This window comes from Ancylomarina salipaludis (genome assembly GCF_004122035.1).
GTDB lineage: Bacteria > Bacteroidota > Bacteroidia > Bacteroidales > Marinifilaceae > Ancylomarina > Ancylomarina salipaludis.
This window is the reverse complement of sequence record NZ_SAXA01000004.1, coordinates 1-26,399: the sequence shown is the minus strand read 5'-3', so window position 1 is coordinate 26,399 and position 26,399 is coordinate 1. Positions and strand designations below refer to the sequence as shown.

The following is a 26,399-nucleotide window of genomic DNA, read 5'->3' as shown; positions in this document are numbered from 1 at the left end:
AAGGCTTATGAAATGAGTTCTTTATTCTTTAATAAACGACCAATATTTTTGATGTGCATCATGATAATCAGAAAACAACAAATGCATAAATAATAAAATGTTGATGTTAAACCGTGAATAATAAGTTCAGTAATTGGTAGTGAAATTCCCAATAGAATGGAACCTAACGAAACATATTTAAACTGCCATTTCACAAGAAAATACACCATTACCGAAATCAAAACAGAATAAGGAGCAAGTAGTAAGGATGCGCCCAAACTAATATTAACCCCCTTACCTCCTTTGAATTTTAAAAAGAGACTAAAATTGTGTCCCATAATTGCAGCTATAGCCAAAAAATAAATAAAATTTGAAGAAGCTGACGCTTTATCATCAAAGCACATAAACAAAGCAATGGGTAAAAGCCCTTTTAGCATATCCAGAACTTGTGTTACAATCGAAAGTCTTTTTCCGGCTATGCGCCTTACATTTGTTGAACCTATATTCCCACTACCTAATTCGAGTATATTCTTCCCTGCAAATCGCTTAGTTAATAGATAACCCATAGGTATTGCTCCTAGTAAATAGGAAAATAAAACGAATAATATTTCATGACTTAAACTCATCATAATTCTTGTAATATGCGTAAGGCTTCATCAATATGTTTCTCAGCTTGTATTTGAGAATTAAACATATAAATTACCTTCCCTTCCTTATTTACGAGATAAGTCACTCTTCCGGGAATCAATCCGAATAAATTACCAGGAACACCAAAAAGTTTACGCACTTTGTTTCCCTTATCGCTAAGCAGCGTATAGTTCAGCTTGTATTTTGTTGCAAAGTCCAAGTGACTCTCAACCGACTGTCCACTAATTCCAATAATCAGAGCATCGGCTTCTTCAAACACTTCAAATTGATCTCGAAAAGCGCAAGCCTCCTTGGTACAACCCGGGCTATCATCTTTGGGGTAAAAATAAATCACCAGATTTTTCTTCCCCAATACGGATTTAAGCTGAAACAACTCCCCGTTTTGATCCTTTAATTCAAAAACTGGTACTGAACTTCCTATTTCAATTTTTTTCATCTTCTCTGTATTATCTTTAAAAACTACAAAGCTTGTACTCAAAACAAAATAAATGGATAAATAAAACAAATAGAAGTTTCTAAACTTCTTGTATTTTTTATTATCGGGGTAAATATTACCGAAAAGTCCTTTAAGTTCTTTCATGAAAACGGGTTTGATATTGATTGTCCAACTATCGGTTTGGTATACGATTTTACGAAACTTACTTCGATAGAAACCTAAGGGCAGCCCCCAAACGAAGAAAAGCACAAACCAAATATTCGAACTCAAATAATCAAGCATAATTTATTTTTTAGGGAACCAAGGGAAAAATGAGTTGGTTTTCTTAATGTAGTTGTGGTATTCAGGTTTCGTATTATTCAATGTTTTTTCGAGCAAAGCAACTCCGGAAACCTTAATAATAATCACAGTCATTAAAACAGAACCAACAATAGGCCAATAAGCTCCGGCAGCTATTGAGAATATTGCATATGCCCACCAAACAGCCGAATCGCCAAAATAATTGGGATGACGGGTATACTTCCAAAACCCAGTATTCAATACCTTCCCTTTATTTTTAGGATTCTTTTTAAACCTAGCCAACTGAAAGTCACCTCCTGCTTCAAAAAGAAAACCGATACACCAAACCACAATCCCCAAATAATCTAACCAGATTAGCGTATCGAATTGTTCCCAAAGATTAGTACCCATTAAGGGTAATGAAACAAGCATTATTAAAGCACCTTGCAATAAAAAAACCTGAAAATAACTAAACCACCAATAGCGTTTCGGGCCATAATCTTGCCTAAATTTTTGATATCTGAAATCTTCACCCTTACCGATATTCCGCCACGAAAGGTAAATGGAAAGTCGTAAACCCCAAATTGTCACGAGAGTCAGTAATAGTATTTTTCGTAAATTAAAATCCTCAGAAACCAAAAAATAGAAGGCATTTACCACTACAAAACCAAATCCCCAAAACAGGTCAACAATACTTGCATTTGTTAGCATAACACTTAATACCCATAGCAGTGTTACCAGAATAAAAATAATAAGCGATCCTTGTAAAAAGATAGTTAACATGGGTATCAAATTAGTGATTAAACAACACGGCGATGGCAATGGCTCCATTTCCTGCATGCATACCAATTACCGGAGAAATATCCATAACCGAAACGGGTTTCTTTCCTGTAATCTCAAACATTTTGTCCTCAGCATTTTGCCCCCCCTCAGGATTGTGAGCGTGAAGAATAATATAGTTCCAAACCGATTTTCCATGTCCGATTTGTTTTATATGTGAATATATTTTTCTCAAACTGGCTTGTTGGCTAAACGTTTTTCCAAATAGAAGTGATTTTCCATTTTCATCCATCGAAACAATCGGATTTAAACCAATCAAACGGGCTATGAAACCTTTAGGCTTGGAAACGCGTCCTCCCCTGATCATATGCTTTAAATCTCTTACGCTGACAAAAATTTTTGTCGTGCTAACATCTCGCTCAAGCGATTCAATAATCAATTCAAGCGATTCTCCAGCTTCAATATTTTGAGCCGTTTTCAGAACCAATAAGCCGAGTGCTCCTGATAAATTCTTCGAATTGATAACATGAACGGGTTTATTAAATTCTTTTTTTATTCGCTCGCTTGCCTTTAAACTATTCGAACAAGTGCCACTAAACTCACTGGTTAAGTGTAGGGCGATAATGGCATCGTAATGTGAAGCCAAATGCGAATACAAATTGGTAAATGTCTGTTCGTTTATTTGAGATGTTTTGGGAAATTCTGAACTGGACTCAAGCAAATCGTAGAATCGATTGGGTTGAATGGTGACCTTATCCAAATAATGATAGTCGCCAAAATTTAAATTAAGAGGCACAACATGAATCTGATAATAATCGATTAGATCCTGCGACAAGTCACAAGTCGAATCCGTAACAAGAGCAATATTCCATTTACGTTTGGTAAGCACCTCGTGTTGACGAAGCATATCATCCACCTTTTGATATGTGATAATTCCCTTATCTTTCAAATGATGGAAAAGTTCATCTGGTTGATTGGTGTGCAAATGAATTCTACAAATACTTTCCGACCCTGCAACAACAACTGAATCACCGCGATCAGTCAATATCTCCTGAAGTTCTTTTTTAGTAATATTGACATTCTTTAAAATGGCTTCGGTACAAAAACGGTGAGTCATTTCTTCGTCTGTCATTTTATCAGAATGCACGAGAGAAATCGTTTCGGTTAATTCAACTTTCAAGGTCCGGATATTCCAATCGCTTATGAAATCAATAATCCCTTTTACAAAAAGAACAAAACCTTTTGCTCCCGCATCAACAAAGCCCGTTTTATTTAAAGCCTTCAATTTCAAAGTCGTTTCAGCCAATGATTTCTCCAGGACAACCAGAGAGTCTATCATTATTTTCTTGAAATCAGAAATGATCCCTTTTTTACAAGTCAGGAATTCTGCCCAGTCTTTAATCACGGTCAACATGGTCCCCTCAATAGGAATGGCAATAGCTTCATAAATGTAGGGGATCGACTTCTTTACACTTTCAACAAATTCAAAAAAGGTAATACTCGCTTTATTTTGAGTTTCACGACTCAAGCCATGTAAAAATTGGGCAAAGATAACACCCGAATTTCCTCTGGCCCCAGTTAATGCGGCATCAGCAATATTATTTACAGTTGTTTTATACGACTTATGGGGTTTGATATTATCGATAACAGAACGAACTGTGGAGGCAAGGTTAGTGCCTGTATCATTATCATTTACAGGGAAAACATTTATCGCATTTAATTCGACTTGATTTTGAAGAATTTGATTCCCTCCAGCAACAAAAGCATAGTAAAGAAATTTTCCATTTATTTCAAAAGTGTCAATTTTAGACATACATATAATCTTAATTAAACAATTTGGCTCCCTCTAAAACCAACACTATAAATAAACTTAGAGTCAAACAAACTCAACGATACAACCAAACCAAAGAATCAAAACATATTCAAGCCCTATAAAAACACTCTTAATCTTTAATATTCGTTTGTTGCTCAACCTTCAATAATTTCGAAATATCATAGCCACGCCTTTTCAGGTTTTCAAGCAAAGCTGTGTACAAGTCTTTGTCAATTTGAGGCGTACGACTCAAAATCCAAAGGTATTTATCTGAACTGCTCCCAATAATGGCCCATTGGTAATCATCATCTAATTCTAAAACAAAGTAATCACCATAAAAAAACAAGAAAAATGACACTTTTAACTTAGCAGGCTCATTCTCAGGATCGGGAATCTTGGCCTTACCTATTGCCTCTGAAAACGCCCCATCTAAACGATTTTTATAGCCACTATTAATCACCTGTATTTTGCCATCATCGCGCATACTGTAATTCGCTGTAACTCCAACAAGTCCTCGTTCAAAACGATGATCGAATCTTGCAATTTCGTACCATGTGCCCAGGTACCTGTTAATATCTAATTCCCGGACTACTGTATTGTCAACCATTCCCTTCTGAGTTTTACATCCTGTAAAAGCGATGCCAATAAGGATTACAACAATTATAATTGAACGACATTTTAATATTCTTCTCATATTGCAAAAAATCAGCACCAATAAAATAACATAATGAATAAATTATCTTAAATATAATAAAAATATATCCTTCTTCATCAACCAGATAAATAAAATTATCAATCTAATTCTGACAGATACGCATCTGTTTTTCGCACCCTTGAAAAATAGGTAACAAACTCAATCTTAAGGCTTCTTGTAGATTTCACCCTACCAGGCTAAAAGAAACTTTTATATTCGACGAAATATTTCTGCCCAAATTATTTAAGAATATTTTATCTCACAATCTATTTCAAATCCTATTATTTTTTGTACTTTGATTCGATATATATTGCTTATCTATACTGATAAAATAGACTATTCAAAAGGTTTTGAGATCAAAACATCTAAAAATCAGCAACTATGAAACATCGTCCTCTGCTTATATTTTTCTTACTTCTTACACAGTTCTGTTTTGGTCAAAGCAAAACAGATAGCCTCCAGAGCCTTTTAAAAAAATCTGACGAAAAAAATCAAGCGTATCTCTACTTTTTATTAGCCAAAGAGATGTTATACAAAGACACGCATCAACTTATTGCCTATTCGAAGAAAGCAGACTCCTTGGCTGAACATTATCAAATTGACAGCATTCAGGTAAATGCCCTTAATTATCTATCATATGCAGCCATTAATGCAGGTCGACTTGACGAGGCTATAGCCTACAATAAAAAAGCAACAGACATCTCTGAATCAAAAAACTTAAACAACGAAAAAGCTTTATCAAACTATTACAGGGGCTATATTCTTTACGCCACAGGACAACCCGATAGTTCATTAAAAGTTTTAAATCAGGTTTATGAGAAAGGGATGCAGTTCAAAGATTTAAGTTTACAACTTAAATGCCTCAACACAATTGCCGCCAATTACCTCACTCAGGGCAAGTATAAAGATGCTTTGGAGAAATTTACAAGGGCCTATCATCTGGCAGATAGTTTAGTAATGAAGGACAAGCTCATTAACCTGTCACTAAATATTGGGACCACTTTTTTATACAACGAAGAACTGGATAAAGCACTAGAATATTTTGAAAAGGTAATCTCAATTTCCGATACAGCAAATGTCACTATAGCCTATGCATCCGCTTTAAATAATATAGGAGCTTGTTATAGCCGAATGGGAAAACATAAAAAAGCATTGACCTATTTTGATAAAGCTCTACCTGCTTATATCAAACTAAATAACAACTACCAAATTGCACAGGTTTACACCAATTTAGGACAATCGAACTACTTTATTGACAATGTTGAACTTGCATCAAAATACTTAAAAAATGCAATCAACCTAAACCGAAAAAACCAATCCCAAAATCAGCTTATTGTTAATTTAATTCTACTTGCAAAACTCAATATCGAAGACTCAAACTTTAGAGAGGCTAAATACAATTTAGATGAAGCTCTAGGCCTGGCAAACGAATACAATATCAACTATAACAAAGGTGATTTATACCAAACCTACAGTTATTATTATTCTGAAAGAAAACAATTTGAACAAGCCCTAGAATACAAACAAAAAGAACTGAATTTAAAAGACAGTATTTTCAACGAATCACGTCAGCAACAGATATCTGAACTACAAACCAAATTCGAAACAAAGCAAAAACAGATTGAAAATGAGTCGTTACGCAAGGATATTTCTTTAAACAGGCTACAGATAGAGAAACAAAATCAAGTTAGGGATCTCTTAATTGTCATCACTCTCATTGTTATTGGCCTGATTTTTATCTTACTTAACAGGGCCAGGCTCAAGAAAAAGTCGCATCAAATTATTGAGGCTCAGAAATCTGAATTAGAAATACTCAATAAAACCAAAGACAAATTCTTTTCAATCATTGCACACGATTTAAGGTCCCCCTTCAATGCACTAATTGGACTCAGCAACCTATTATCTTCATCCTATGATCACCTGAGCGATGAAGAGCGAAAAAATTTCATTCATGATTTGAATACAGCATCTGAGAGTGCATTTAGCTTACTCGATAACCTGCTAACATGGGCCAGAGTACAACAAGACAGTCTAAAAATCCAGAAACAAAAAGAGGATATTTCCTTACTTATTAAAGAAAGTATTGAGCCACTCGAGGCAACAGCAAAACTTAAAAACATTTCAATCGAAAATACAGTAAACCTAAAATCAAAAGTCTTAATTGACATGTTTATGATTAAGACCCTTATGGTGAACCTGATTAATAATGCACTAAAATTTACCAATGAAGGTGGCTCCATAAAAATTTCCGGTGAAGAAAAGGGAGGCAAAACCATTATCTCCATCAGTGACAATGGTGTCGGTATGTCTCAAGAGCAAATGAATCAGCTTTTCAAACTAGGCAAGAACAAATCAACCCTTGGAACGAATAACGAAACGGGAACAGGATTGGGACTCATTTTGTGTCAGGAATTCATTGAAAAAAACGATGGCCAAATTTGGGTCGAGAGTAAAGAAGGAGAAGGTTCAACATTTAGATTCTCACTCGTTACAGCAAGTCCTGATTAATAAAAAAGCCATCAGTATTCATAACTAAAGCCACAGCTTAAACAAAATCAAGCTGCGGCTTTTTAAATTTTAATAATGGGATCACGCTATTTCTTTTGAAGCTTCTTCAAAAGAATCTCTGCCACAAGAGCCGATGAGGCCGGATTCTGACCTGTAATCAGATTACCGTCTTCAATGGCATAAGCTTCCCAGACTTTACCTCTGGAATAAATTCCCCCTTTAGATTTGAGTATATCCTCTACCAAAAATGGGACAATGGTACTGAGTTGAACAGCGTCTTCTTCCTCGTTGCTAAAACCCGTTACCCTCTTCCCTTTTACCAAAAATTCGCCTTCAGCATTCTTAACGTGGCGCAATGCAGCCGGTGCATGACACACAAAAGCAATCGGTTTATTGGCTCCATCAAAATCCTGAATCAACTTTGCAGAAATAGAATCTTCAGCCAAATCCCAAAGCGGTCCATGACCTCCTGGGTAAAATACGGCATCGTAATCCTCAAAATTAATATCAGCTAAAGCCAGTGTTTCATTAATCTTTTTCTGAGCTTCGGCATCATTCTTAAAACGCTCGGTATCTTCTGTGCTGTTTTGTGGCAAATCCGAAGTAGGATCGATTGGTGCTACACCCCCTTTAGGCGTGGCAATGGTAATGTTCGCTCCTGCATCAAGAAGTGCATAATAAGGATTGGCAAATTCTTCAACCCAAAAACCTGTTTTATGTCCTGTATCTCCCATTTGTGAATGAGAGGTCAATACAAATAGAATATTCATGATTCCTGTTTTTAATAACATCTGAATTAAATTTTATAATTATTTATTACTGTTAATATCAACTCTTAATAAGCCATTTCGACAATTTTCGCCACATCATCCGGACTTAAACTGCCTCGCTCACCAATTCCCATCCAGCCTCGCTGAGTAAAACGTTCAGATATTAATTCTGATGTTCCTTTATAATCTTGTGTATACTCTGAGAGCCTTGTTTTAATTCCCAAAGAATGGAAAAAGGATTCTGTGGCATCGATAACTGCAAGTGCTTTTTCTTCAGTACTGCCTTCGTTGATGTTAAAAACACGCTCGGCATACTGAGCCAGCTTTTCCTGCTTGCTATCCATATTGTACTTATAATGACTAGGAGCAATAATGGCTAATGTACGAGCATGATCGATTCCAAAAAGAGCGGTTAACTCATGTCCCATCGCATGCACAGCCCAGTCAGAAGGCACACCCTGTGAAATCAAACCATTTAGAGCCATGGTACAGCTCCACATAAAATTGGCTGCAGCCTTATAATCACTCGGATCTTTTAAAACCTTTGGTGCCACTTCGGTTAGAGTTTGCAGAATGCTTTCAGCAAACCGATCCTGCAATAAAGCCTCAGTTGGATAGGTCAGATATTGCTCCAAAACATGAGTAAAGGCATCAGCCAAACCATTTGCGATTTGTCTCTCTGGAATTGATTGAATAACCTGAGGATCGAGAATTGAAAACTGAGGAAACAAAGCAGGACCTCCCATAGCTAACTTCTCTTTAGTCTCATTTCGTGTCACTACAGCTCCGGAATTCATCTCCGAACCCGTTGCCGGAAGTGTTAATACAGAAGCAAAAGGCATGGCTTTCAGTACCGGTTTTCTACTCGTTAAAATATCCCAGGGCGTTTCGCCTTCGTAATAAGCCGCAGCTGCAAGAAATTTCGTTCCATCGATAACCGATCCTCCTCCAACAGCTAAAAGAAAGTTTATTTCATTCGATTTAATGAAATCCAATGCATCCATCAAAACAGCATACTCAGGATTTGGAGGAATGCCACCAAATTCCATCACATTAAAATCAGCCAAAGCCGCTTTAACCTGATCGTAAATACCATTGCTTTTAATGCTCCCTCCTCCATAAAGGATCAGAACCTTTGCCTTTGCAGGAATTTCTTTTGCCAGTTCAGCAATCTTATTCTGTCCGAAAATGATTTTGGTTGGGTTTTTATATTCGAACTGATTCATTTTTTACAATTTAATAATGGATAATAAATAGTTAATAATTTATAAGATGATCTAATTAGATTTTCACAAGCATCTTGCCCTTATTTTTCCCTTCAAAAAGATCGATAAATGCCTGAGGCGTATTCTCAAATCCTTCTACAAGCGTTTCTGTAGATTTTAATTTCCCTTCAGCTAACCATTGGGCCAATTGAGGAATTGCCTGAGCAAATTTTTCCATATAATTGGAAACAATAAAACCTTGCATCAAAACGGAATTCTTAATCAAAATTGGCTGAACACGCGGTCCCATAGGTACTGATGTTGCATTATAAAGCGAGATGGCACCACACACTATGATTCTGGCAAAACGGTTGACATTCATCATCACAGCATCCGAAATTTCGCCGCCCACATTATCAAAATACACATCCACACCATTGGGACAGGCCTCAGCAATGGCCTGACTCATATTCGACGTGCTGTTGTAGTTGATCGCCTCATCGAATGCATATTCCGACTTCAATTGCTCCACTTTCTCGTCGCTACCCGCGATACCCACAACACGACAACCTAAAAGTTTTGCAATTTGACCGACCACACTACCAACTGCACCTGCTGCACCCGAAACCACAAGGGTCTCTCCGGCTTTAGGCTTTCCAATTTCAGTCATTCCTAAATAAGCCGTTAAACCTGTCATGCCCAACACACCTAAATAAGCCGATAGAGGTGCTTGACCAGCATCCACCTTAATCAAACCTTCACCATTTGAGCTTTGGTATTCTTTCCATTCCAACATACCCGAAACAAAATCTCCTTTGCTAAAGTTTTCCAGATTCGATTCAATCACTTCAGCAATCATACCAGAACTCATAGCTTTATTCAATTCAAATGGAGCGATATATGATTTTGCATCACTCATACGCCCCCTTAAATAAGGGTCAACTGAAATATAGCTTGCCTTTAAAAGCATTTCACCTGCCTTTATATCAGGTTTCTCTTCAGTTGCTAATTTAAAATCGGATAACTTAGGTGTTCCAACCGGTCTATTATTCAATAGTATTGTTTTCATATCTTAGCTTTTTATTTATTAATGAACGTTCATTCTTTACTAAGGTGAAAAAAAGTTTTGCCTTAGCGTCTTCTTTATTTATAATCTTTGTCCAAATTCCTGTATCCGGTCTGATTCAAAAATCTGATCCTCAGGTTTTATTTGATTCAACTGATGCATAGCAGAAGCAATAGTTTCAGCTTCAATGACTCTGTATTTTCTATATCTACCTACCAAAAACACCTGAATCAGATTCATAAAACACGAAGCGATAGCTTCACCCAGACGCTTTTCAATTCGTAGTCCTTTTATTAAAGAAGGTCTTAAAATATAAGTGTTCCTTATTTTCAGATTCAAAACCTCCTGCTCCATCTCTCCCTTAATTCTGTTGTAAAAAATTCGACTGGACGCATCTGCCCCCAAAGCTGATACAACCGTAAAACTTTCAACACCATTCTTCTTACAAAGTTTAGCTGCAGCTACAGGAATGCCATAATCAATTTTCTTATAAATGGCTTTATCTTTCGTTTTCTTTGCTGTAGTCCCTATGCAACAAAACAATTCATCTCCCGTAAAATCGGACTGAAAATGTTCAAGTTTTAAAAGATCACCTACATACACATCCAATTTAGGATGTTCTAATCCAAAAACTCTTCGTGAAAACACTTTAACCGTTTCATAGCTTTCATCAGCCAATAAACGATTTAAAAGTAATTTTCCTGTCAGCCCTGTGGCACCTAATATAATCGCTGTTTTTCCCATTTTTCAACCCATTAAATTCGAATACTATCCCAAGCCGCTTGCAAAGCTTGCTCCAAACTTTTATCATCCAAATGATAATACCCTCGCTTTTGGCTATTCATCAAAAAAGCCAATGGATAAATGGTATAAGCATATAATAAATAGGGTGACATCTCTTTGATAATTCCCTCCTTCTGTCCTCTTTCCCATAAATCGAGAAGAGGTTGCAATTGTTTCAAACCTTCTTCTCTACTAGCCTCATCAATCATGATGGTGTTATCACACTGGGATAGAAACCAGGCTTCATCAACTTCCTTGAGTTTGTAATCTGCTATATTGTGCCAAATATAATCGAAAGCTTTCTTAACAGGCATCTCGGAACAATAGCCTTTAAAAGCATATTGCGTGAAAGCCATTTTAACCTCCAGGTATAACTGATTAATTAAATCTTGCTTGTTTTCGAAATAGATATAAATGGTTGCAGGTGAAACTTTAGCCATCTTAGCAATTTTCGACATGGGCGCATCATGAAAACCATTATTATTAACCAAATTTAGGGTTGCTTTTAATAATGCATTTCGCTTATCCATACTTTTTACTCGTGTTGCCATGCTTTGCTATTGTTTCTTTGATGCTACTTGATAAATTTTCCAGGCTATTGCCATAAACAGGAATTGAAAAGGTAAACGAATGAGTGCGGCCTTATGACTCCCAATTGCCGGTGTATCAGAAAATACATCTCTAATATGAATTGGCAAGAATATCAGCATGAGAATGAATATTCCCAAAGAAGCAAGCTTTTTATACTTAGGAAAAATAAGTAAAGCTCCCAACAAAATTTCAACCAGTCCCGACAGATAAATAATTGCCATAGGAAATGGCATAAATCCCGGAACAAATGGCAAATAGAAATCTGGTTTTAGAAAATGCTGTACCCCACCCATTATCATGAAAATGGCAAAAAGGATTCTCACTGCTAGCCATATTTTGTTTGTACTATTCTTCATTATTCTCAATTCGTTTAATTATTCAACACATCAGATTGTCTTTACACATGCAAATATAGATAAATATTTTAAAAATGAATGAACGTTCACTTTTATTTTGTCAATTTCACATCTATATATATATACAAAAAGGACCGAAACTAAGGTTCCGGCCCACAAACTAAACTTGAAAAACTAAACTTGATCTGAAATTAATTAGTTTGATTGTTACAAAAATATTTTAGTATCAGAAAACCGATTAGACCTGACAGCAGTGATGCAATCAGAACAGCCACTTTTGCAAGACTCAATACACTGGCATCGCTGAAGGCTAGCTGTGATACAAAAAATGACATGGTAAAGCCAATACCTCCTAGAAAACCAATTCCTAAAATTTGTGACCAACAAACGTCAAGTGGCTTCTGAGCAAATCCCAAACGAACTCCCACAAAAGAAAAAAGAAATATCCCAAGGGGTTTACCAAGAAAAAGCCCCAATATAATTCCCAGTGAAATCGGTTCGAAAACCTGATTTAAAAGTTGATGATCGATAAAAATACCCGCATTGGCAAATGCAAACAAAGGCACAATAAGATAGGCAACCCAGGGATGAAGTGCATGCTCCAAACGTTGTAAAGGAGAAATAACTTCCTTACAATTATCCTCTATCGTTTCAATTGATGATTGAATGTGCTTGTCCTTTTCAGCTACCGTACTGTTGGCCGGCATTGTACTCATTTGTGTTAGCAAAGAAGTACCTGACTTAATAAATTCAAGCACATTACAATTAGCACGAGCCGGAATCGTTAATGCCAAAAGGATACCCGCTAAGGTAGCATGCACACCTGATTTTAATAATGCATACCATAACAAAAGCCCCAGAAACAAATAGACAGGTATACTTCTTATTTTCAATAGGTTTAATCCCCATAGCAGAACATATATTCCTCCTCCATAAATCAGATACATCCAATCGATCTCAGACGTATAAAACAAAGCAATCACAATTACAGCACCTATATCGTCAACAATAGCGATTGAAGTTAAGAGAAGTTTCAAGGAAACAGGAATTCTATTCCCCAGTAGAATCAGAATACCCAAAGCAAAAGCAATATCAGTGGCCATGGGAATTCCCCAACCATGAGTTCCTGCACCTTCTCTATTGAAGAAAACATAAATAAGTGCAGGTATTAACATACCACCAACAGCTGCAAAAATAGGAAGGGTTGCATTTTTCAAAGAAGACAAACCTCCCGTCAACATTTCCCTTTTTATTTCAAGTCCTACAACAAAAAAGAAAATTGCCATCAAGCCATCATTAATCCAGTGAATTAATGTTTTACTCAGCTCCCAGTCGCCAAAATGCAAACCAACATGCTTTTCCCAATAGGCTATAAAAATATCGCCCAAAAATGAGTTTGCCAACCCTAAGGCCAAAAGAGTAAAAGTCATTAAAACTATTCCTCCAAAGGCTTCAAGTTTAACAAATTCAACAAGTGGATCTTTTATTCGATCGAGTGGTAATTTCTTTTTTAAAAATTGTATCATCATTATTCTTTTTTAGTCAAAATCGGTCTTCTGTACGCTTGCAATTTTGTTTAAAACCCAATTGCTTCAATGAGAAAATAAAAAGGCGGCTCCCTCTGTACGTGGCAAAATTACTAGGCTAATCGAACTTTATAAAGGGGGAAATCCCTACTTCGAAAAACCTCTTCAAAACAAGCTTGCTTAAAATCACGTCCTCACTATAAAATTATAATGCATGCTTAATTACGGATTTACAATCTGATTTTTGAAGGCATATATAACCAGATTAACCGTATTGAACGTATTGGTTTTTTGAAAAAGACTACTCTTATGCTTTTCAACTGTTTTAGTGCTTAAAAATGTCTTCTCAGCTATTTCCTTGTTACCGTAGCCTTTACAAATTAAATCAATAATTTCCTTTTCTCTCTCGGTGAATACGGGTAAAACAGCTTGTTCCTTCTTACGTTTTCTAAAACGATTCAGTTTATCCGACAACAAACTAACAATCTCACCAGAAAAATAGTTGCCACCTGTGTGAACCTTCATGATCGCTTTCTCAAATTCATCCAATTCAGAATTTTTAAGCATATAAGCCTCTACACCAGCCATAAGCATCTGTTCAAGATAATCCTCATCGAGAAAAGTCGTGAGAGCAATAATTTTAATATCAGGGAATTGCTCTACGGCTCGTCTACTGGCCTCAACCCCATCAACCTGAGGCATATTAATATCCATAAAGACAATTTCGGGAACTTGTATTTTTAGTAAATCAAGAAATTCCTGTCCATTTGACGCTTCCCCAATAATCTCTACATAGGGAAAACTCTGCAACAAAAGACGAAAACCATCTCTAAAAATCTTATGATCGTCTACCAAAACTATCTTTATCTTTTCCATCTTATTGCTCTTTAAAATCCCTTTAATTAAACTCAATTTTTATTGTAAAACCGTTACCCGGTGAGCTTTCCAGAACACAATGCCCACCTATAGACTCGACGCGTTCAACAATATTGGACAAACCCATTTTATCATTACCATGCATGGCTAATTTACTTATTTCAAAACCAACTCCATTATCATGATACGAAAGAATCACATGACTCCGGATTCGTGATAGCTTAATTGTAGCATGATCAGCATTGGCATGTTTCAAACTATTATTCAACAATTCACCTGAAATACGATAAAGCATTACCTCCTTACTTTTGGTCATTTCTCCGCTAAACTGGCTACTATCAAACTCAACTGTCATTTTCCCAATGCTGTTCATTTTGGCACACAATTTCTCCAAGGATTCAACAATATTATATCGATTCAGAATAGAAGGATTCAGATTATTAATAATCTCACCAACTGCCTGCAGTGCCTGATTGGAAAGATTTGTTATATGTTTCAGTTTTTCACCCGCATGCTTATTGTCTATAAGTTCTTTCTCGAGAATTTTGCTGTACATGCCCACACTCGATAGAATAGCACCTAAACCATCGTGTAGATCCATGGCAATTCTTCGTCGCTCTCTTTGTTCTACATCCATGGTATTACTGAGAATTTGTCGATCAGCCTTCATCAACGAATCCATTAATCTGGCTATAAGTAACAGACTAACCAAAAGAATAACAAAAATAGCCCCCAGCAGAAGGAATATCTTTTTTTTAAGCCTTGAATTACTCTCATTGATATAATTCTGAAGCGTTTTTTCGTACTCGGTAAATATGCGATTAAAATCAAGATAAGCCCGCAACATGGTACTATCCAAGCTTTGTCTCTTATGATAATGCCCCGACATTATTAACTGCTCCAAATGCTCTATTGAAGTTTTGGTTTCGGAAAGTTTTTGTTCAAAAATCTGATTACTATCAGGAACATCCCTTTTGGTTTTATTTGCAATCTCAGCCAATCGATTGACATATAAAATGGCTTTATCAAAACTTTTTTTAATTCCAATATAAGCTAAGCTATCTTTCTGAATCAGACCATCATCCATTTGAATTCTACCATTGAAAACTTCAACCTCTACATTTTCAGAGTACTCAACCAGCTTTATGTGCCTGGCATCTATTATTGAACTAATTCGAAAGGTGTAAATAATTCCGGCAAAGGCAAAAAAGCTAAATAGTAGCAAAACAGAAATTACCTTTTGCTTGGTATGAAAATTCTTTTTTGAAAGCATAAATTGAAATTCTTAGGATTGTATTGTACACGACTCTAAACAAAATTACAATTATTAACGAGCTCTAAACCTATTTGATAAGAAATTTGAGCCAAAATAGGGAAAACTTCCTTCTACAAATAAAGAAAGTTTCCCTAATGGTCAACTACTGCGATTTACCCCAAACTATCGCACATGATTGTTTCAGTTAATTGACCTTTATGATAATTTTAACTCATTATGATTCTACCTCAATCTGATCTGAAACAAGCTGCTCAACTGTCAAACTAAGAGGTATCTGAGCGCCTAATAAGCCTTTCAAATAACGAGCCCTAACAGACCCCAACCTTAAAACCGGTTTTATAGAATCATGCAATAATCTGGACGTAAAGTTTTCTGACTCGGAATCACCAAACAGAACTTCCTGTGCAGCTTGCGCTAATACCAAATCGGCTTTTTCCTGCTTAGCATATTGCAGTAGACTTTCTATTTTATCTTCACCCTCATTTTCAAATATTCTGGCTTCACAAATGATCCCTTCTGCACTAATTGAACGTTCGAGCAATTTGGCTTTTTTATAAGCTAAACTCTTTTCAAGTTCAATTTTCACGCTTAATACCGAAATTAAAGTGATCTTTGCATTTAATATCTTCCCAAAATAAACTGACCAATTCAATAAATCTCGTGATTGACGTCTGACGTCAATCGGCACCAAGATATTTCGAACACCCCTATATGTCCATCGATCTTTCACTGACAAAACTGGACATATAATTTCCTGAACAATCTTATCGGCACTGTGCTTTTTAAATTTCCCAACCAGACCTTCTATACGCTCATTCTTTCGAATAATTACCAAATCGTAATTCTCTTTATTAGCAATTTCAATTATTCTTGATACATGCTGACCAACTTCAACTCTTAAATCCACATAATCAGGAATTCGTCCCTTAAAGTGAATTTTAGCAAATCGAATCAATCTTACCATAGCCCTTGCCTGAAGGCGTTTGTTAAGTTCCGTTTGAACCAAGCTCTTTAAATTTGAAGCCGCTGGTGTTACATGAATCAATGTCACTTTAGAACCCATTTTTTTCTTAAAAAAAACAGCTTGCTTCAAGGCATCTTCCCCATCACCACTTAGACTAACAGGCACAAGAATACGTTCTAGTTTAATATCTTTCATATCAATCTCCTAATAATTTCAAATACGAATACCTTTACTTTTTAAAAACCAAACGTCCAAACACGATCTCATTCCATTTTGAAATCGACGTTGAGAATTCTTCTCAAACAGAATCAGTTTATTCCCCTTAGACCTCGAAAATTCTTTCAACTCTTTCTGACCTTCTCCATTTTCAATCATCGAAAAATTTATCTTAGCACCCTTACAAGCTTCGATCAATGGCAGTGCCCTATTTCTTCTTGCTTCAGATGAATCAAATCGCTGAGATAAACAAACATGAATATCAGGTTTTTCACTAATTGCGATTTTTTTCAATAAGGATAAATTTGAAGTTGCGGTCTGATCTGTATCGGCAAGCATAAAAATTTCTGAAATCGTGTTATCATTAGCAAATCCTGCCAAGACAAATAAATCTTGAGATACCTGATTGATTAACTCATTCATCCTATACTTATGAGCAAATAAGTTTTCGTAGTCATGCGATCCCAGAACAAGCGTCCAATCCTGAGATTGATAGGTATCAGATTTAAAAAAAGACGATAAATCTCCTTCAAAAGATATTAGACGAATCTGGTCATCAGGCATCGAATAGCAATCTTTCAAGTGTAATCTCAAATTCTCCAACTCACTATTGGCGATTCCCTCAAGCATGGGTGTTAAATCCCGAACCATCGAAGATCCAAAATTCGGTTTATGCCAGGTTTGTATAAAATGAAATAATGAACCCGGACGATAGAGATATCGCATTGCAAAATGAATTGCAGCTCTATTGCCTTCTGAATAGTCGGCTAAAATCAAAATATTCAATTTTTCCCTTTTAGATTTGTCAAATTTTTCTGTTGGCATATCACAATTTTTATTGGACAAATGTATGGGCTCTCCCATATTGGGGAAACAGGGCTAGTCCTAAATCGAATGGGGGAAAACCCTACATTTAAGCCTGTTAAAATAATTTAACAATTATACGCGCAACACCTAATGTGCTCGCTAAGAATACATTAAGAAGATAACTCATCTGTTTTCCCAATTAAAACCAGTCCCGGATTTCTTATACCATTTTAGACTTCTGTTTTTTGTTTACATTTACGCGATCAGAAAAGAATATGAAAAAATTTAGCATTCGTCTCATACTAATAATCGTACTTATTGTTGGAGGGCCAGTCATTCAGAAGATGCTTATGGTAATTCAACAAAAAGAACATATCAGTATCCCAATTTCTGATACAGACCAAACCTCCCTTGATGAAGACACAGAAGAATGTGAGTCATGGGCCGCATCTCCGGTTTTGAAACCTATAAGATATTTCTCATCAAAAATTTCAGTTACTTTTCAGACCTCTGCTCTATTCTTTAGCAGACTCAATATTATTGTTTTACCCCCACCCAAATTCAGGGCCTAGGAATCTAAAATTCACCCTTATAGATCAGTCCTATCAAGGCAATATACCTATACAATTATTGGTCAGTAAACCATATGTAGAATACTGTATCCGAATAAATAGGACAGTCTTTGTAATTCCTTATTTTCAGGACTTACACGCTACATTATCAATTAAAAAAAGAAGATGATGAGACCTCAATCAGCACAAAAAAATCGAAAATCAAAACTTCAACTTATTCATCAATACTATGCCTATACCGGTTTTTACACTTTTATATGGGGAAATATTAAAAAAGCAATTCTGCCATTTATTCTAATTGTAAGCGGACTTATTATACTTGACAGATTTGTTATCGATTTCAACTATTTTTTTGAATTTATTACAAAAAATTACTCATCAGCAAGTCTGTTTGCTCTGTTTTTTGCTTCCGAATCATTTCTGGGTTTAATTCCTCCGGAACTGTTTATTGCATGGGTTAAAACTCTGGCTAATCCATTTATGAACCTTTCATTATTGGCCCTATTATCCTATTCAGGAGGTTGCGTTTCTTATTTTATTGGGAAAAGTATTCTTACTATCCCCAGGATTCAGACTGCAATGGAATCCAAAATGGCAAAACATATTAGTAATATTCGAAAATGGGGCGGTTTTCTAATTATTGTAGGAGCCCTGTTACCAATCCCATTTTCCATGGTTAGTATAGCCTCAGGCATCATTAATTATGACTTCAAAAGATATCTCATGTTTGGACTTTTCAGATTTCTGCGATTTTATCTATACGCACTGGCTATCTTTTCATTGATGAGTAACTAATAAACAAACAACGCCCAATCATATGATTGGGCGTTGTTTGTTTAGAAAGACTTAACTACTTTAAATTATCAATAACAAGCTTAAGTTTGTGTTGAATTTCAACAGCAATTTCACCTAAACTATCGTTTTCTACTGTAGCCATTGATGCAATAGGATCGACAGCCGATACTTCAATATCTCCATTCTCATGTTCCTCAACAATAACATTACAAGGCAGAAATACACCGATCTTATCTTCCCTTTTCAGTGCTTTGTGAGCGTAGTGAGGATTACATGCACCCAAAATCACATATTTCTTAAAATCAGCGTCAATTTTCTTTTTAAGCGTTGCTTTAACATCAATCTGAGTTAAAACACCAAAACCTTCTTTTTTCAATTCGTCTGTAGCTTGCTCAATTGCTTCATCAAAATTCTTTGTTTTCAAAACCTTATTAAAATAGTAGCTCATCACATCAATTTTTATATTCTGTAAAACATATTTATCTGAAAATGACTGGTTATTACCAGATCTTTAAAGCTTTCTACTCTTCCAAAAAAAATTACGAATAAACTAAAACTAGTTCTTTGTAAAAGTCACTTTTGCAATATCCTTTAATAAATTTGTTCCGTCTCCCAGAGGATCAGCCACAAATAAAGAAATTGTTCCCTGAGGATCAGTATCAAGATCAGCTGCCTCATATGTTGTTCCGCTATCAGTACCTGCATCGTAAACTTTAGCTGTCACCGTTTTGCTGGCGGCAAAATGGCTTCCGTCATACAAATTCACATTAAGCGCTCCAACATACCAATCCGGACTTGGTGCAAGCATCGAAACCAAACTTACAGAAGGATTTGCGGCATTAACAGCAACTTCAACCGTAAATTCACCCGTACCACTTGTCAAGCCATCCTGACTCAACACAAAATTTAAACCCTCATTATTCGCAATTTTTGCTTCCAATTCAGCTTGTAACACTTCAATTGCTCCTGTTTCAGCCATCAATTCAATCCCCTCTGATGCTGTCATTCCTTCTTTAAAAAGATTAGTCGTTGATGGATGACTCCAACCTATTAACTTCGAGAAATGTGCTCCTGCAGGATAATCCTTTGGAAAATCTGTACTATTCCAATTCATCTTAAATGTAACAGTATATGTTGCTTCAGTTTCGATCCCATATTCAATTGGTCCATCACTTTTACTGCAACTCATCAACAGTAATGCTAAAAATAAAAAAATAGAATTCTTCAATATCATCTTATATCCGGTTAAAAATTATTTTTCTTAATAAAGATAATCATTACCCAATATAATCACGGCTCTTAAGCACTCTATTAATATAAAAAAGTCTCATAATAGGACGAGACAGTCTTATCATAAATTTCAAACTCTATTTTCTATACCTCAAACGAAGCAATCTGTTATTTGTAAATTTATGCATATACTCTTCAATAAGCTCAAAACCATACTTATCGTAGAAGGCTCTGCCCACAGTGTTTCTTTCAAATACCTCTACTTCCATCACATCGTGATAAGCTGCAACAAAATCCATTAGTTGCCGTCCAATCCCCTTCCCATGCATATCAGGTCTAACAAAAATAGCGCCCACTTCATTTCCCATCATGGAAATAAAACCCAAAATAACACCCTCTTTTTCATACACCCAGGTTGTGGTATTAGGAATATAAACATCCCGAATATTCCGTTTTTCCATTCCCATGAAATCAGCATCTAAAAAAGGATGAGCCATTCTTGAAGCCTGATACCAAACCTCAAGAATTTCTTCAATATCACTGTCCTTATATTTTCTTATCATCGGTCTTATTTCCTCTCAAAATTCAAACTTAAGCTTACAAAATCATTTTGTGCTCAAACACCAAGTCATAAACTATGAAAAATCAACTCTTTAAGATACGAATCCTAGCCCTAAGTTTCAATCCCATTGTTCTTTTTTTTCGTAGATCATTTGTTTTTAATAAAAAAATGCGATAACATTGCTGCATGAAAACATGTATGACACAAAATAATTTTTGGTGGAACTTCTCAATAATAAATATCGAGAAGGGTTAGCCATATACACATAATTCATATACCAAAGGCCTGCTTCTCGCAGGTCTTTTTTTTTGCTCTAAATCGTAGATTCTAATTTTAAACCAAAATACCATGACATTTAAAAACTACTTTAAAAATTACCCAAACGAAAAAGGTTACTTCGGTGAATTTGGTGGCAGCTTTATTCCTCCTGTCCTCGAAGAGGAAATGAAACGTATAAACGAAGCCTATTACTCAATCAGTAAATCGCATGAATTTATTTCAGAACTCAGAAGTATTCGAAAACACTTTCAGGGACGTCCGACACCCGTATACTACTGTAATCGTTTATCCGAGAAATACGGTGGTCGCATTTATCTGAAGCGTGAAGACCTCAACCATTCAGGTGCTCATAAATTAAACCACTGCATGGGTGAAGCTTTGTTGGCTAAATATATGGGAAAAAAGAAGCTCATTGCTGAAACGGGTGCTGGCCAACACGGGGTTGCCCTAGCCACTGCAGCAGCTTACTTTGGATTGGAATGTGAGATTCATATGGGAGAAGTTGATATCGCAAAGGAACATCCCAATGTCATGCGCATGAAAATACTTGGAGCAACCGTTGTTCCCGTAACTCACGGATTAAAAACGCTGAAGGAAGCTGTTGATTCTGCATTTCAAGCCTATCTTCAGGATCCAATCAATACCATCTACTGTATTGGCTCTGTCGTTGGTCCACACCCCTTCCCCATGATGGTTCGCGAATTCCAACGTGTTGTGGGAATCGAAGCCCGAGATCAATTTGAAGAAATGACAGGTGAATTACCTGACAATATTGTTGCTTGCGTAGGTGGTGGCAGTAATGCTATGGGTATTTTCTCGGCTTTTCTCGATGAAAAAAACATCAAACTTCATGGTGTGGAACCTGCCGGGAAAGGAATTGATAAAGAAGGTAAACATGCTGCCACTCTTAGCCTGGGAAGTCCGGGTGTGATTCATGGGTTTAAATGTTATCTCCTCCAAGATAAAGCCGGTGAGCCTGCACCTGTCTATTCGGTAGCCAGTGGGCTGGATTACCCTGGTGTCGGTCCAGAACACTCTATGCTTAAAGACTTAAAACGAGCAGAGTACCATCATATCAATGATCAGGAATGTATAGATGCCTTTTTTGAATTAAGCCGATTAGAGGGAATCATTCCTGCTTTGGAAAGTTCACATGCCATTGCTTACGCGATTAAATTGGCTAAAGCAAATCCCAAACAATCCATATTGGTGAACTTAAGTGGACGTGGCGACAAAGATCTTGATTATGTGATTGACACATATGGTTTACCTGAAGACCGAAAAGCTTAAGCTGATTCTATTTGAAAAACAAAAATGGCGACTTGTCAGTCGCCATTTTTTAATATATATGTTGAAAAGATTAGTCTTCATTCAAAGACTGAAATCCCTTACCAATAATTTCATTAGCTTCTGTAACATTAACAAATGCTTCAGGATCTACTTCCTTAATGTGCAATTTAAGAATCTCAAGTTCTCTACGGCTCATTACAGAATAAACCATTTTTCTTTCCTCACCAGAATAAGCTCCTGTTCCTTGAAAAATCGTAGCACCACGCTTAAGATCATTCTTAATTTTTGAAGCAATAGACTCGTAGTTATCAGAAACAATCATTACTGTTTTGTGGTAACTAGCTCCACTTACAACCATATCGATAATTTTACCTTCGATATAAATAATAATTAGTGAATAAATGGCAAACTCCCATCCAATTGCACCAGTTTCAGTTGGCTGAACAAGAGTGAATAGAACAATGATACCATCTACAATCATAACCAATTTACCCAAAGATATTTTAGTAAACTTAGCTAAAATCATGGCGATAATATCAGACCCACCTGAAGTCGCACGCGACTTAAAAATCAAACCAATTGAGATACCATAGAATACACCTGCAACAATAGTATTCAACATTGGATCAGCAATTACTTTTGCATAATCAGGAGAGATAAAAGTTTCCATCACCCAAACTGTCACCAAAATTGTAGTGATACTCACAATTGTTTTAATCCCGAATCGTGGACCCAAAATAATTGTACCAATTATGACCAACGGAATCTCCATTGCAAAAGTACAATAACTAATTTTCCAGCTAAACATTGTGTTTAGAACTGTTGCAATACCATATACACCCCCTGGTGCTAATTTGTAGGGTACTACAAATAAGATGTCGGAAACAGCAAAAATAATACTCCCTACAATAAGGTAAGTATAAGCAGAAAGCCATTCGTTCGACAAAAATTTTTCTTTAGTAATAAAAGCCATTCTATTTTGTTGTTAAGTAACTAAACACTCCAGTACCTGCAATGTTTAGATATGTTTAAAATCGGCGACAAAAATAGTCGGCTTCCGCATAATAACAAGCACTTACATAAAGAAAATAACATGTCGAAAAACACTATTTTATTAGGCGTTGTCTATTGTATATAAAGATTGTTTATTTCAACATGAAAAGACCTCTATACATCCTGTATTTTAGGACTTTTAAACCATTTGTAACTCATAGAATTTCCTTCATTTGATGTTCAATTCAACTTTATCAGCAAGTCATGGCTATAATTTGTCGAAATTTGCCCAAAAACTAAGACAAAAAAAGGGTCTCAGTTAAAAAACCAAGACCCATTTTGTACATTAAACTCTGTTTATTTTAAGCCGCTGCGCTTTAGCAAAGGCTCTATAGAAGGTTCCTGACCTCTGAATCGCTTATAAAGTTTCATTGGATGTTCACTTCCTCCCTTTTCAAGTACTTCAACTCTAAAAGCATCAGCCATTTCTGAATTGAATATTCCTTTTTCTTTGAAAGCAGCAAAAGCATCAGCATCGAGAACCTCGGCCCACTTGTAGCCATAGTACCCCGCAGCATATCCACCAGCAAAAATATGTGAAAAAGCTGGTGACATACAGGAGGTTTCCAAACGTGGAAAAAGCTCCGTGGACTGCATGGCTTCCATTTCAAAATCAGACACCGACTTATCAATTTCTTTCTCAATAGAATGCCAGGCCATATCATTCAAACCAAAGCTGATCTGACGAACAAAAGCATACCCCGAATGAAAATTGCCACTATCGATAATTTTCTGAACCAAATCTGCCGGAATTTTTTCACCGGTTTCGTAATGCTCTGCAACCTTATCCAACCACTCTTTTTCAAAGGCGTAGTTCTCCATAAACTGAGAAGGTAGTTCCACAAAATCGCGATACACACTGGTTCCCGACAAGCTTGGATAAGTACAACGAGAAAGCATCCCATGCAAAGCATGACCAAATTCGTGCAAGAAAGTTGTCACCTCTGAGAAACTCAACAAAGAGGGTTTTGTTTCTGTTGGACGTGTAAAATTACACACAATAGAAATGTGAGGTCGGTTATCTTTCCCGTTTTGTAAGAACTGTTCACGATACGAGGTCATCCAGGCCCCACCTTGTTTTGAATCACGGGGATGAAAATCAGCATAAAATACAGAAAGGAAATCGCCCTTTTTATCAAACACTTCATAAACATCAACTTCATCGTGATATTTATCAATTTCAGTGTTTAATTTAAAACTCAAACCATACAAATCGGTAGCCAAATTGAAAATTCCCTGTTTCACTTTCTCCAATTCAAAGTAAGGACGAGTCAGCTCATCGTTCACCTGAAACTTTTCAGTCTTCAATTTCTCAGCATAATAAGCCCAATCCCAACGCTGCAATTCAAAATCAGCGCCTATTTTTTTAGCATAGGCTTGTAGCTCATCAAATTCCTCTTTCGCCTTTGGCATTGATGCTTCGAGCAATTCATTCAAGAATTTCACCACCTTATCCGGAGTCTCAGCCATGCGCTCCTCCAAAACAAATTGAGCATAGTTTGGGTAATCGAATAGTTTCACTTTCTCTAAACGTAAAGCCACAATTTTTCGAATGATTTCCTGGTTATCGAATTTATCGTTGAAACAACGCGACGAATAAACCTTAAACATTTTCTCACGCAATTCGCGATTGTCAGCATACTGCATAAAAGGCACATAAGACGGGAATTGTAAAGTAAAAACCCAGCCTTCCTTATCTTTTGCTTTTGCCGTGGCTGCAGCAGCTTCCAAGATACCATCCGGCAAACCAGCCAAATCTTTCTCATCTGTAATGTTCAACTCAAATGCATTGGTCGCTGCCAATACATTTTCACCAAACTGAAGGGTGAGTTGAGAAAGCTCTTTTGAAATTTCACGAATTCGCGCTTTCTTATCGCCTTCAAGATTCGCTCCGGAACGTACAAAAGATTTATATCGCTTATCCAAAAGCATGCTTTGTTCCGTATTCAGACTCAATGATTCCTTATTATCATGAACCGCCTTCACTCTTGCAAACAAAGCCTCATTCATCACAATATCATTGGAGAATTCGCTTAAAAGCGGTGATACTTCACGTGCTAAAGCTTGCATTTCGTCACAAGTGTCAGCATGATTCAGATTAAAAAAGACAGAGGAAACCTGATCCAGTAATTCCCCAATAAATTCCATCGCCTCAATGGTATTTTCAAAACTGGCAGCCTCAGGATTATTCGCAATCAGATCAACATCTTCTTTTGCAAGCTTAATCCCCTCAACAAAAGCGGGCATATAATGCGCCATTTCAATTTGACTAAAAGGAGCCGTATGGTGAACCGTAGCAAAAGGATTTAGTAAAGGATTCATATTTTTTGTTCTCATTCTAATTTTCTTATTTAAGATAAATCCTGAGGGAAGTGAAACATTCACTTTTCTCAAAGAATAACAAATATAGGAAATATCTGATTCGGGTTAACCAGAAAATGAAGGATCAATTTCAATCAGACCCATACCAAATCGATTAAAAAACAAAAAAAGAGCCTTCATTTAGTCAAATCTCCTAACTTTAGGCCATCCTATTCATTTTATAATTTAGACATGATTAAGCATATAGCCCTTTTTAAGTTTAAAGCCTTTGAGTCCGAAGAGGCCAAAGAGAATTATTACAATCGAATCAGAGACATTTTTGATGGACTTGACAAGCGAGTGCCGGAAATAAAATTCCTTCAAATTGGATTTGATGAATTACAAGGCGAATCTTCCTACGATTTTGTTGTGAATGTAGTGTTGGATAATATTGAGGCTCTGCCTGCATATATGAATCATCCTGAACACGTTAAAGCCGCCCATATTATTAAAGAAATGGCGATCGACAAAAAGACGATCGATTACTCTTTTTAAAAATTTAACCTTAATATTTAAATAGATAATCCCCTTAAATAAACTCCTGTATCTCGCATAGATTTGTAATACCCTGAAATAGCTTGACACAAAAAGTCAAGGTAATGGAAAAAAGAAAAGAAGGGATGCTCACCAACGAAATGAGTGGATTTAAACGTGAAAGTATAAATTACAATAACTATGAAATAA

Annotated in this window: 26 protein-coding genes; 5 read left to right on the top strand and 21 right to left on the bottom strand. The window is 36.2% G+C overall.

The window, feature by feature from the left end:
* Positions 1-5 precede the first annotated feature (5 nt).
* The 5 genes from plsY to EO244_RS05630 all read right to left on the bottom strand — a co-directional run bounded on the left by plsY (position 6) and on the right by EO244_RS05630 (position 4,629).
* Positions 6-605: a glycerol-3-phosphate 1-O-acyltransferase PlsY gene (gene plsY / locus EO244_RS05650; protein WP_262707915.1), complete on the bottom strand. Its 600-nt coding sequence runs from the start codon at positions 603-605 to the stop codon at positions 6-8.
* A complete protein-coding gene (locus EO244_RS16995) occupies positions 605-1,345 on the bottom strand; it encodes a peroxiredoxin (protein WP_206734498.1) in 741 nt (246 codons plus the stop codon). Before EO244_RS16995 ends, plsY begins: the two co-directional genes overlap by 1 nt.
* A 3-nt stretch (positions 1,346-1,348) precedes the next feature.
* Entirely contained in the window at positions 1,349-2,125 is a 777-nt protein-coding gene (locus EO244_RS05640; RefSeq protein ID WP_129253686.1) for a DUF1295 domain-containing protein, read from the bottom strand.
* A 10-nt stretch (positions 2,126-2,135) separates the two neighbouring features.
* A complete protein-coding gene (locus EO244_RS05635; protein ID WP_129253685.1) occupies positions 2,136-3,935 on the bottom strand; it encodes a DegV family protein in 1,800 nt (599 codons plus the stop codon).
* Positions 3,936-4,065: 130 nt separating this feature from the next.
* A complete protein-coding gene (locus tag EO244_RS05630) occupies positions 4,066-4,629 on the bottom strand; it encodes a lipocalin family protein (protein ID WP_129253684.1) in 564 nt (187 codons plus the stop codon).
* 525 nt (positions 4,630-5,154) lie between these two features.
* On the opposite strand from EO244_RS05630, the gene EO244_RS05625 reads away from it, so the two are divergent.
* A complete protein-coding gene (locus EO244_RS05625; protein ID WP_164977416.1) occupies positions 5,155-7,137 on the top strand; it encodes a tetratricopeptide repeat-containing sensor histidine kinase in 1,983 nt (660 codons plus the stop codon).
* Positions 7,138-7,223: 86 nt separating this feature from the next.
* Here the strand turns inward: EO244_RS05625 and EO244_RS05620 are convergent, their stop codons facing one another.
* The 11 genes from EO244_RS05620 to EO244_RS05570 form a co-directional block, all read right to left on the bottom strand.
* Positions 7,224-7,907 carry a type 1 glutamine amidotransferase domain-containing protein gene (locus EO244_RS05620; protein ID WP_129253682.1) on the bottom strand — a complete coding sequence of 228 codons (684 nt, stop codon included), beginning with the start codon at positions 7,905-7,907 and terminating at the stop codon, positions 7,224-7,226.
* A gap of 65 nt (positions 7,908-7,972) precedes the next feature.
* Positions 7,973-9,133: an iron-containing alcohol dehydrogenase gene (locus tag EO244_RS05615; protein ID WP_129253681.1), complete on the bottom strand. Its 1,161-nt coding sequence runs from the start codon at positions 9,131-9,133 to the stop codon at positions 7,973-7,975.
* A 55-nt stretch (positions 9,134-9,188) separates the two neighbouring features.
* The gene (locus tag EO244_RS05610) at positions 9,189-10,181 is read right to left on the bottom strand and encodes an NADP-dependent oxidoreductase (RefSeq protein WP_129253680.1); all 993 of its coding nucleotides are present in this window, start codon (positions 10,179-10,181) and stop codon (positions 9,189-9,191) included.
* A gap of 78 nt (positions 10,182-10,259) precedes the next feature.
* Entirely contained in the window at positions 10,260-10,922 is a 663-nt protein-coding gene (locus EO244_RS05605) for an NAD(P)H-binding protein (RefSeq protein WP_129253679.1), read from the bottom strand.
* Positions 10,923-10,933: 11 nt separating this feature from the next.
* A complete protein-coding gene (locus EO244_RS05600; protein WP_129253678.1) occupies positions 10,934-11,512 on the bottom strand; it encodes a TetR/AcrR family transcriptional regulator in 579 nt (192 codons plus the stop codon).
* A 6-nt stretch (positions 11,513-11,518) separates the two neighbouring features.
* On the bottom strand, positions 11,519-11,908 hold the full coding sequence (locus tag EO244_RS05595) for a DoxX family protein (RefSeq protein WP_129253677.1): 390 nt from the start codon (positions 11,906-11,908) through the stop codon (positions 11,519-11,521).
* 191 nt (positions 11,909-12,099) lie between these two features.
* Complete coding sequence (gene nhaA, locus EO244_RS05590; RefSeq protein ID WP_129253676.1) at positions 12,100-13,434, bottom strand: Na+/H+ antiporter NhaA; 1,335 nt, start codon at positions 13,432-13,434, stop codon at positions 12,100-12,102.
* Between the two features lie 222 nt (positions 13,435-13,656).
* Positions 13,657-14,310: a response regulator transcription factor gene (locus EO244_RS05585; protein ID WP_129253675.1), complete on the bottom strand. Its 654-nt coding sequence runs from the start codon at positions 14,308-14,310 to the stop codon at positions 13,657-13,659.
* Positions 14,311-14,332: 22 nt separating this feature from the next.
* A complete protein-coding gene (locus EO244_RS05580; protein WP_129253674.1) occupies positions 14,333-15,583 on the bottom strand; it encodes a sensor histidine kinase in 1,251 nt (416 codons plus the stop codon).
* A 217-nt stretch (positions 15,584-15,800) separates the two neighbouring features.
* Positions 15,801-16,745, bottom strand: a complete 945-nt coding sequence (locus EO244_RS05575; RefSeq protein ID WP_129253673.1) for a universal stress protein — start codon at positions 16,743-16,745, stop codon at positions 15,801-15,803.
* An 18-nt stretch (positions 16,746-16,763) separates the two neighbouring features.
* Positions 16,764-17,591 carry a hypothetical protein gene (locus EO244_RS05570; RefSeq protein WP_129253672.1) on the bottom strand — a complete coding sequence of 276 codons (828 nt, stop codon included), beginning with the start codon at positions 17,589-17,591 and terminating at the stop codon, positions 16,764-16,766.
* Between the two features lie 257 nt (positions 17,592-17,848).
* Between EO244_RS05570 and EO244_RS05565 the strand changes: the two genes are divergently transcribed.
* Positions 17,849-18,145, top strand: coding sequence for a hypothetical protein (locus tag EO244_RS05565; protein WP_129253671.1), 297 nt, complete (start codon positions 17,849-17,851; stop codon positions 18,143-18,145).
* Positions 18,146-18,310: 165 nt separating this feature from the next.
* Positions 18,311-18,940, top strand: a complete 630-nt coding sequence (locus tag EO244_RS05560) for a YqaA family protein (RefSeq protein ID WP_206734497.1) — start codon at positions 18,311-18,313, stop codon at positions 18,938-18,940.
* Between the two features lie 55 nt (positions 18,941-18,995).
* Here the strand turns inward: EO244_RS05560 and EO244_RS05555 are convergent, their stop codons facing one another.
* The 3 genes from EO244_RS05555 to EO244_RS05545 form a co-directional block, all read right to left on the bottom strand.
* Entirely contained in the window at positions 18,996-19,388 is a 393-nt protein-coding gene (locus tag EO244_RS05555; protein WP_129253669.1) for a DUF302 domain-containing protein, read from the bottom strand.
* Positions 19,389-19,496: 108 nt separating this feature from the next.
* Positions 19,497-20,129 (bottom strand): spondin domain-containing protein, encoded by a 633-nt coding sequence (locus EO244_RS05550; protein WP_164977415.1) that lies wholly within the window; start codon positions 20,127-20,129, stop codon positions 19,497-19,499.
* A gap of 178 nt (positions 20,130-20,307) precedes the next feature.
* Complete coding sequence (locus tag EO244_RS05545) at positions 20,308-20,733, bottom strand: N-acetyltransferase (RefSeq protein WP_129253667.1); 426 nt, start codon at positions 20,731-20,733, stop codon at positions 20,308-20,310.
* A gap of 347 nt (positions 20,734-21,080) precedes the next feature.
* On the opposite strand from EO244_RS05545, the gene trpB reads away from it, so the two are divergent.
* A complete protein-coding gene (gene trpB, locus EO244_RS05540; protein ID WP_129253666.1) occupies positions 21,081-22,301 on the top strand; it encodes a tryptophan synthase subunit beta in 1,221 nt (406 codons plus the stop codon).
* Between the two features lie 70 nt (positions 22,302-22,371).
* Here the strand turns inward: trpB and EO244_RS05535 are convergent, their stop codons facing one another.
* Entirely contained in the window at positions 22,372-23,274 is a 903-nt protein-coding gene (locus EO244_RS05535) for a YitT family protein (RefSeq protein ID WP_129253665.1), read from the bottom strand.
* A gap of 377 nt (positions 23,275-23,651) precedes the next feature.
* The gene (locus tag EO244_RS05530) at positions 23,652-25,691 is read right to left on the bottom strand and encodes a M3 family metallopeptidase (RefSeq protein ID WP_241687946.1); all 2,040 of its coding nucleotides are present in this window, start codon (positions 25,689-25,691) and stop codon (positions 23,652-23,654) included.
* Positions 25,692-25,907: 216 nt separating this feature from the next.
* Here EO244_RS05530 and EO244_RS05525 point away from each other — a divergent pair, with 216 nt between their 5' ends.
* Entirely contained in the window at positions 25,908-26,210 is a 303-nt protein-coding gene (locus tag EO244_RS05525; protein ID WP_129253664.1) for a Dabb family protein, read from the top strand.
* The last annotated feature ends 189 nt before the right edge of the window (positions 26,211-26,399 follow it).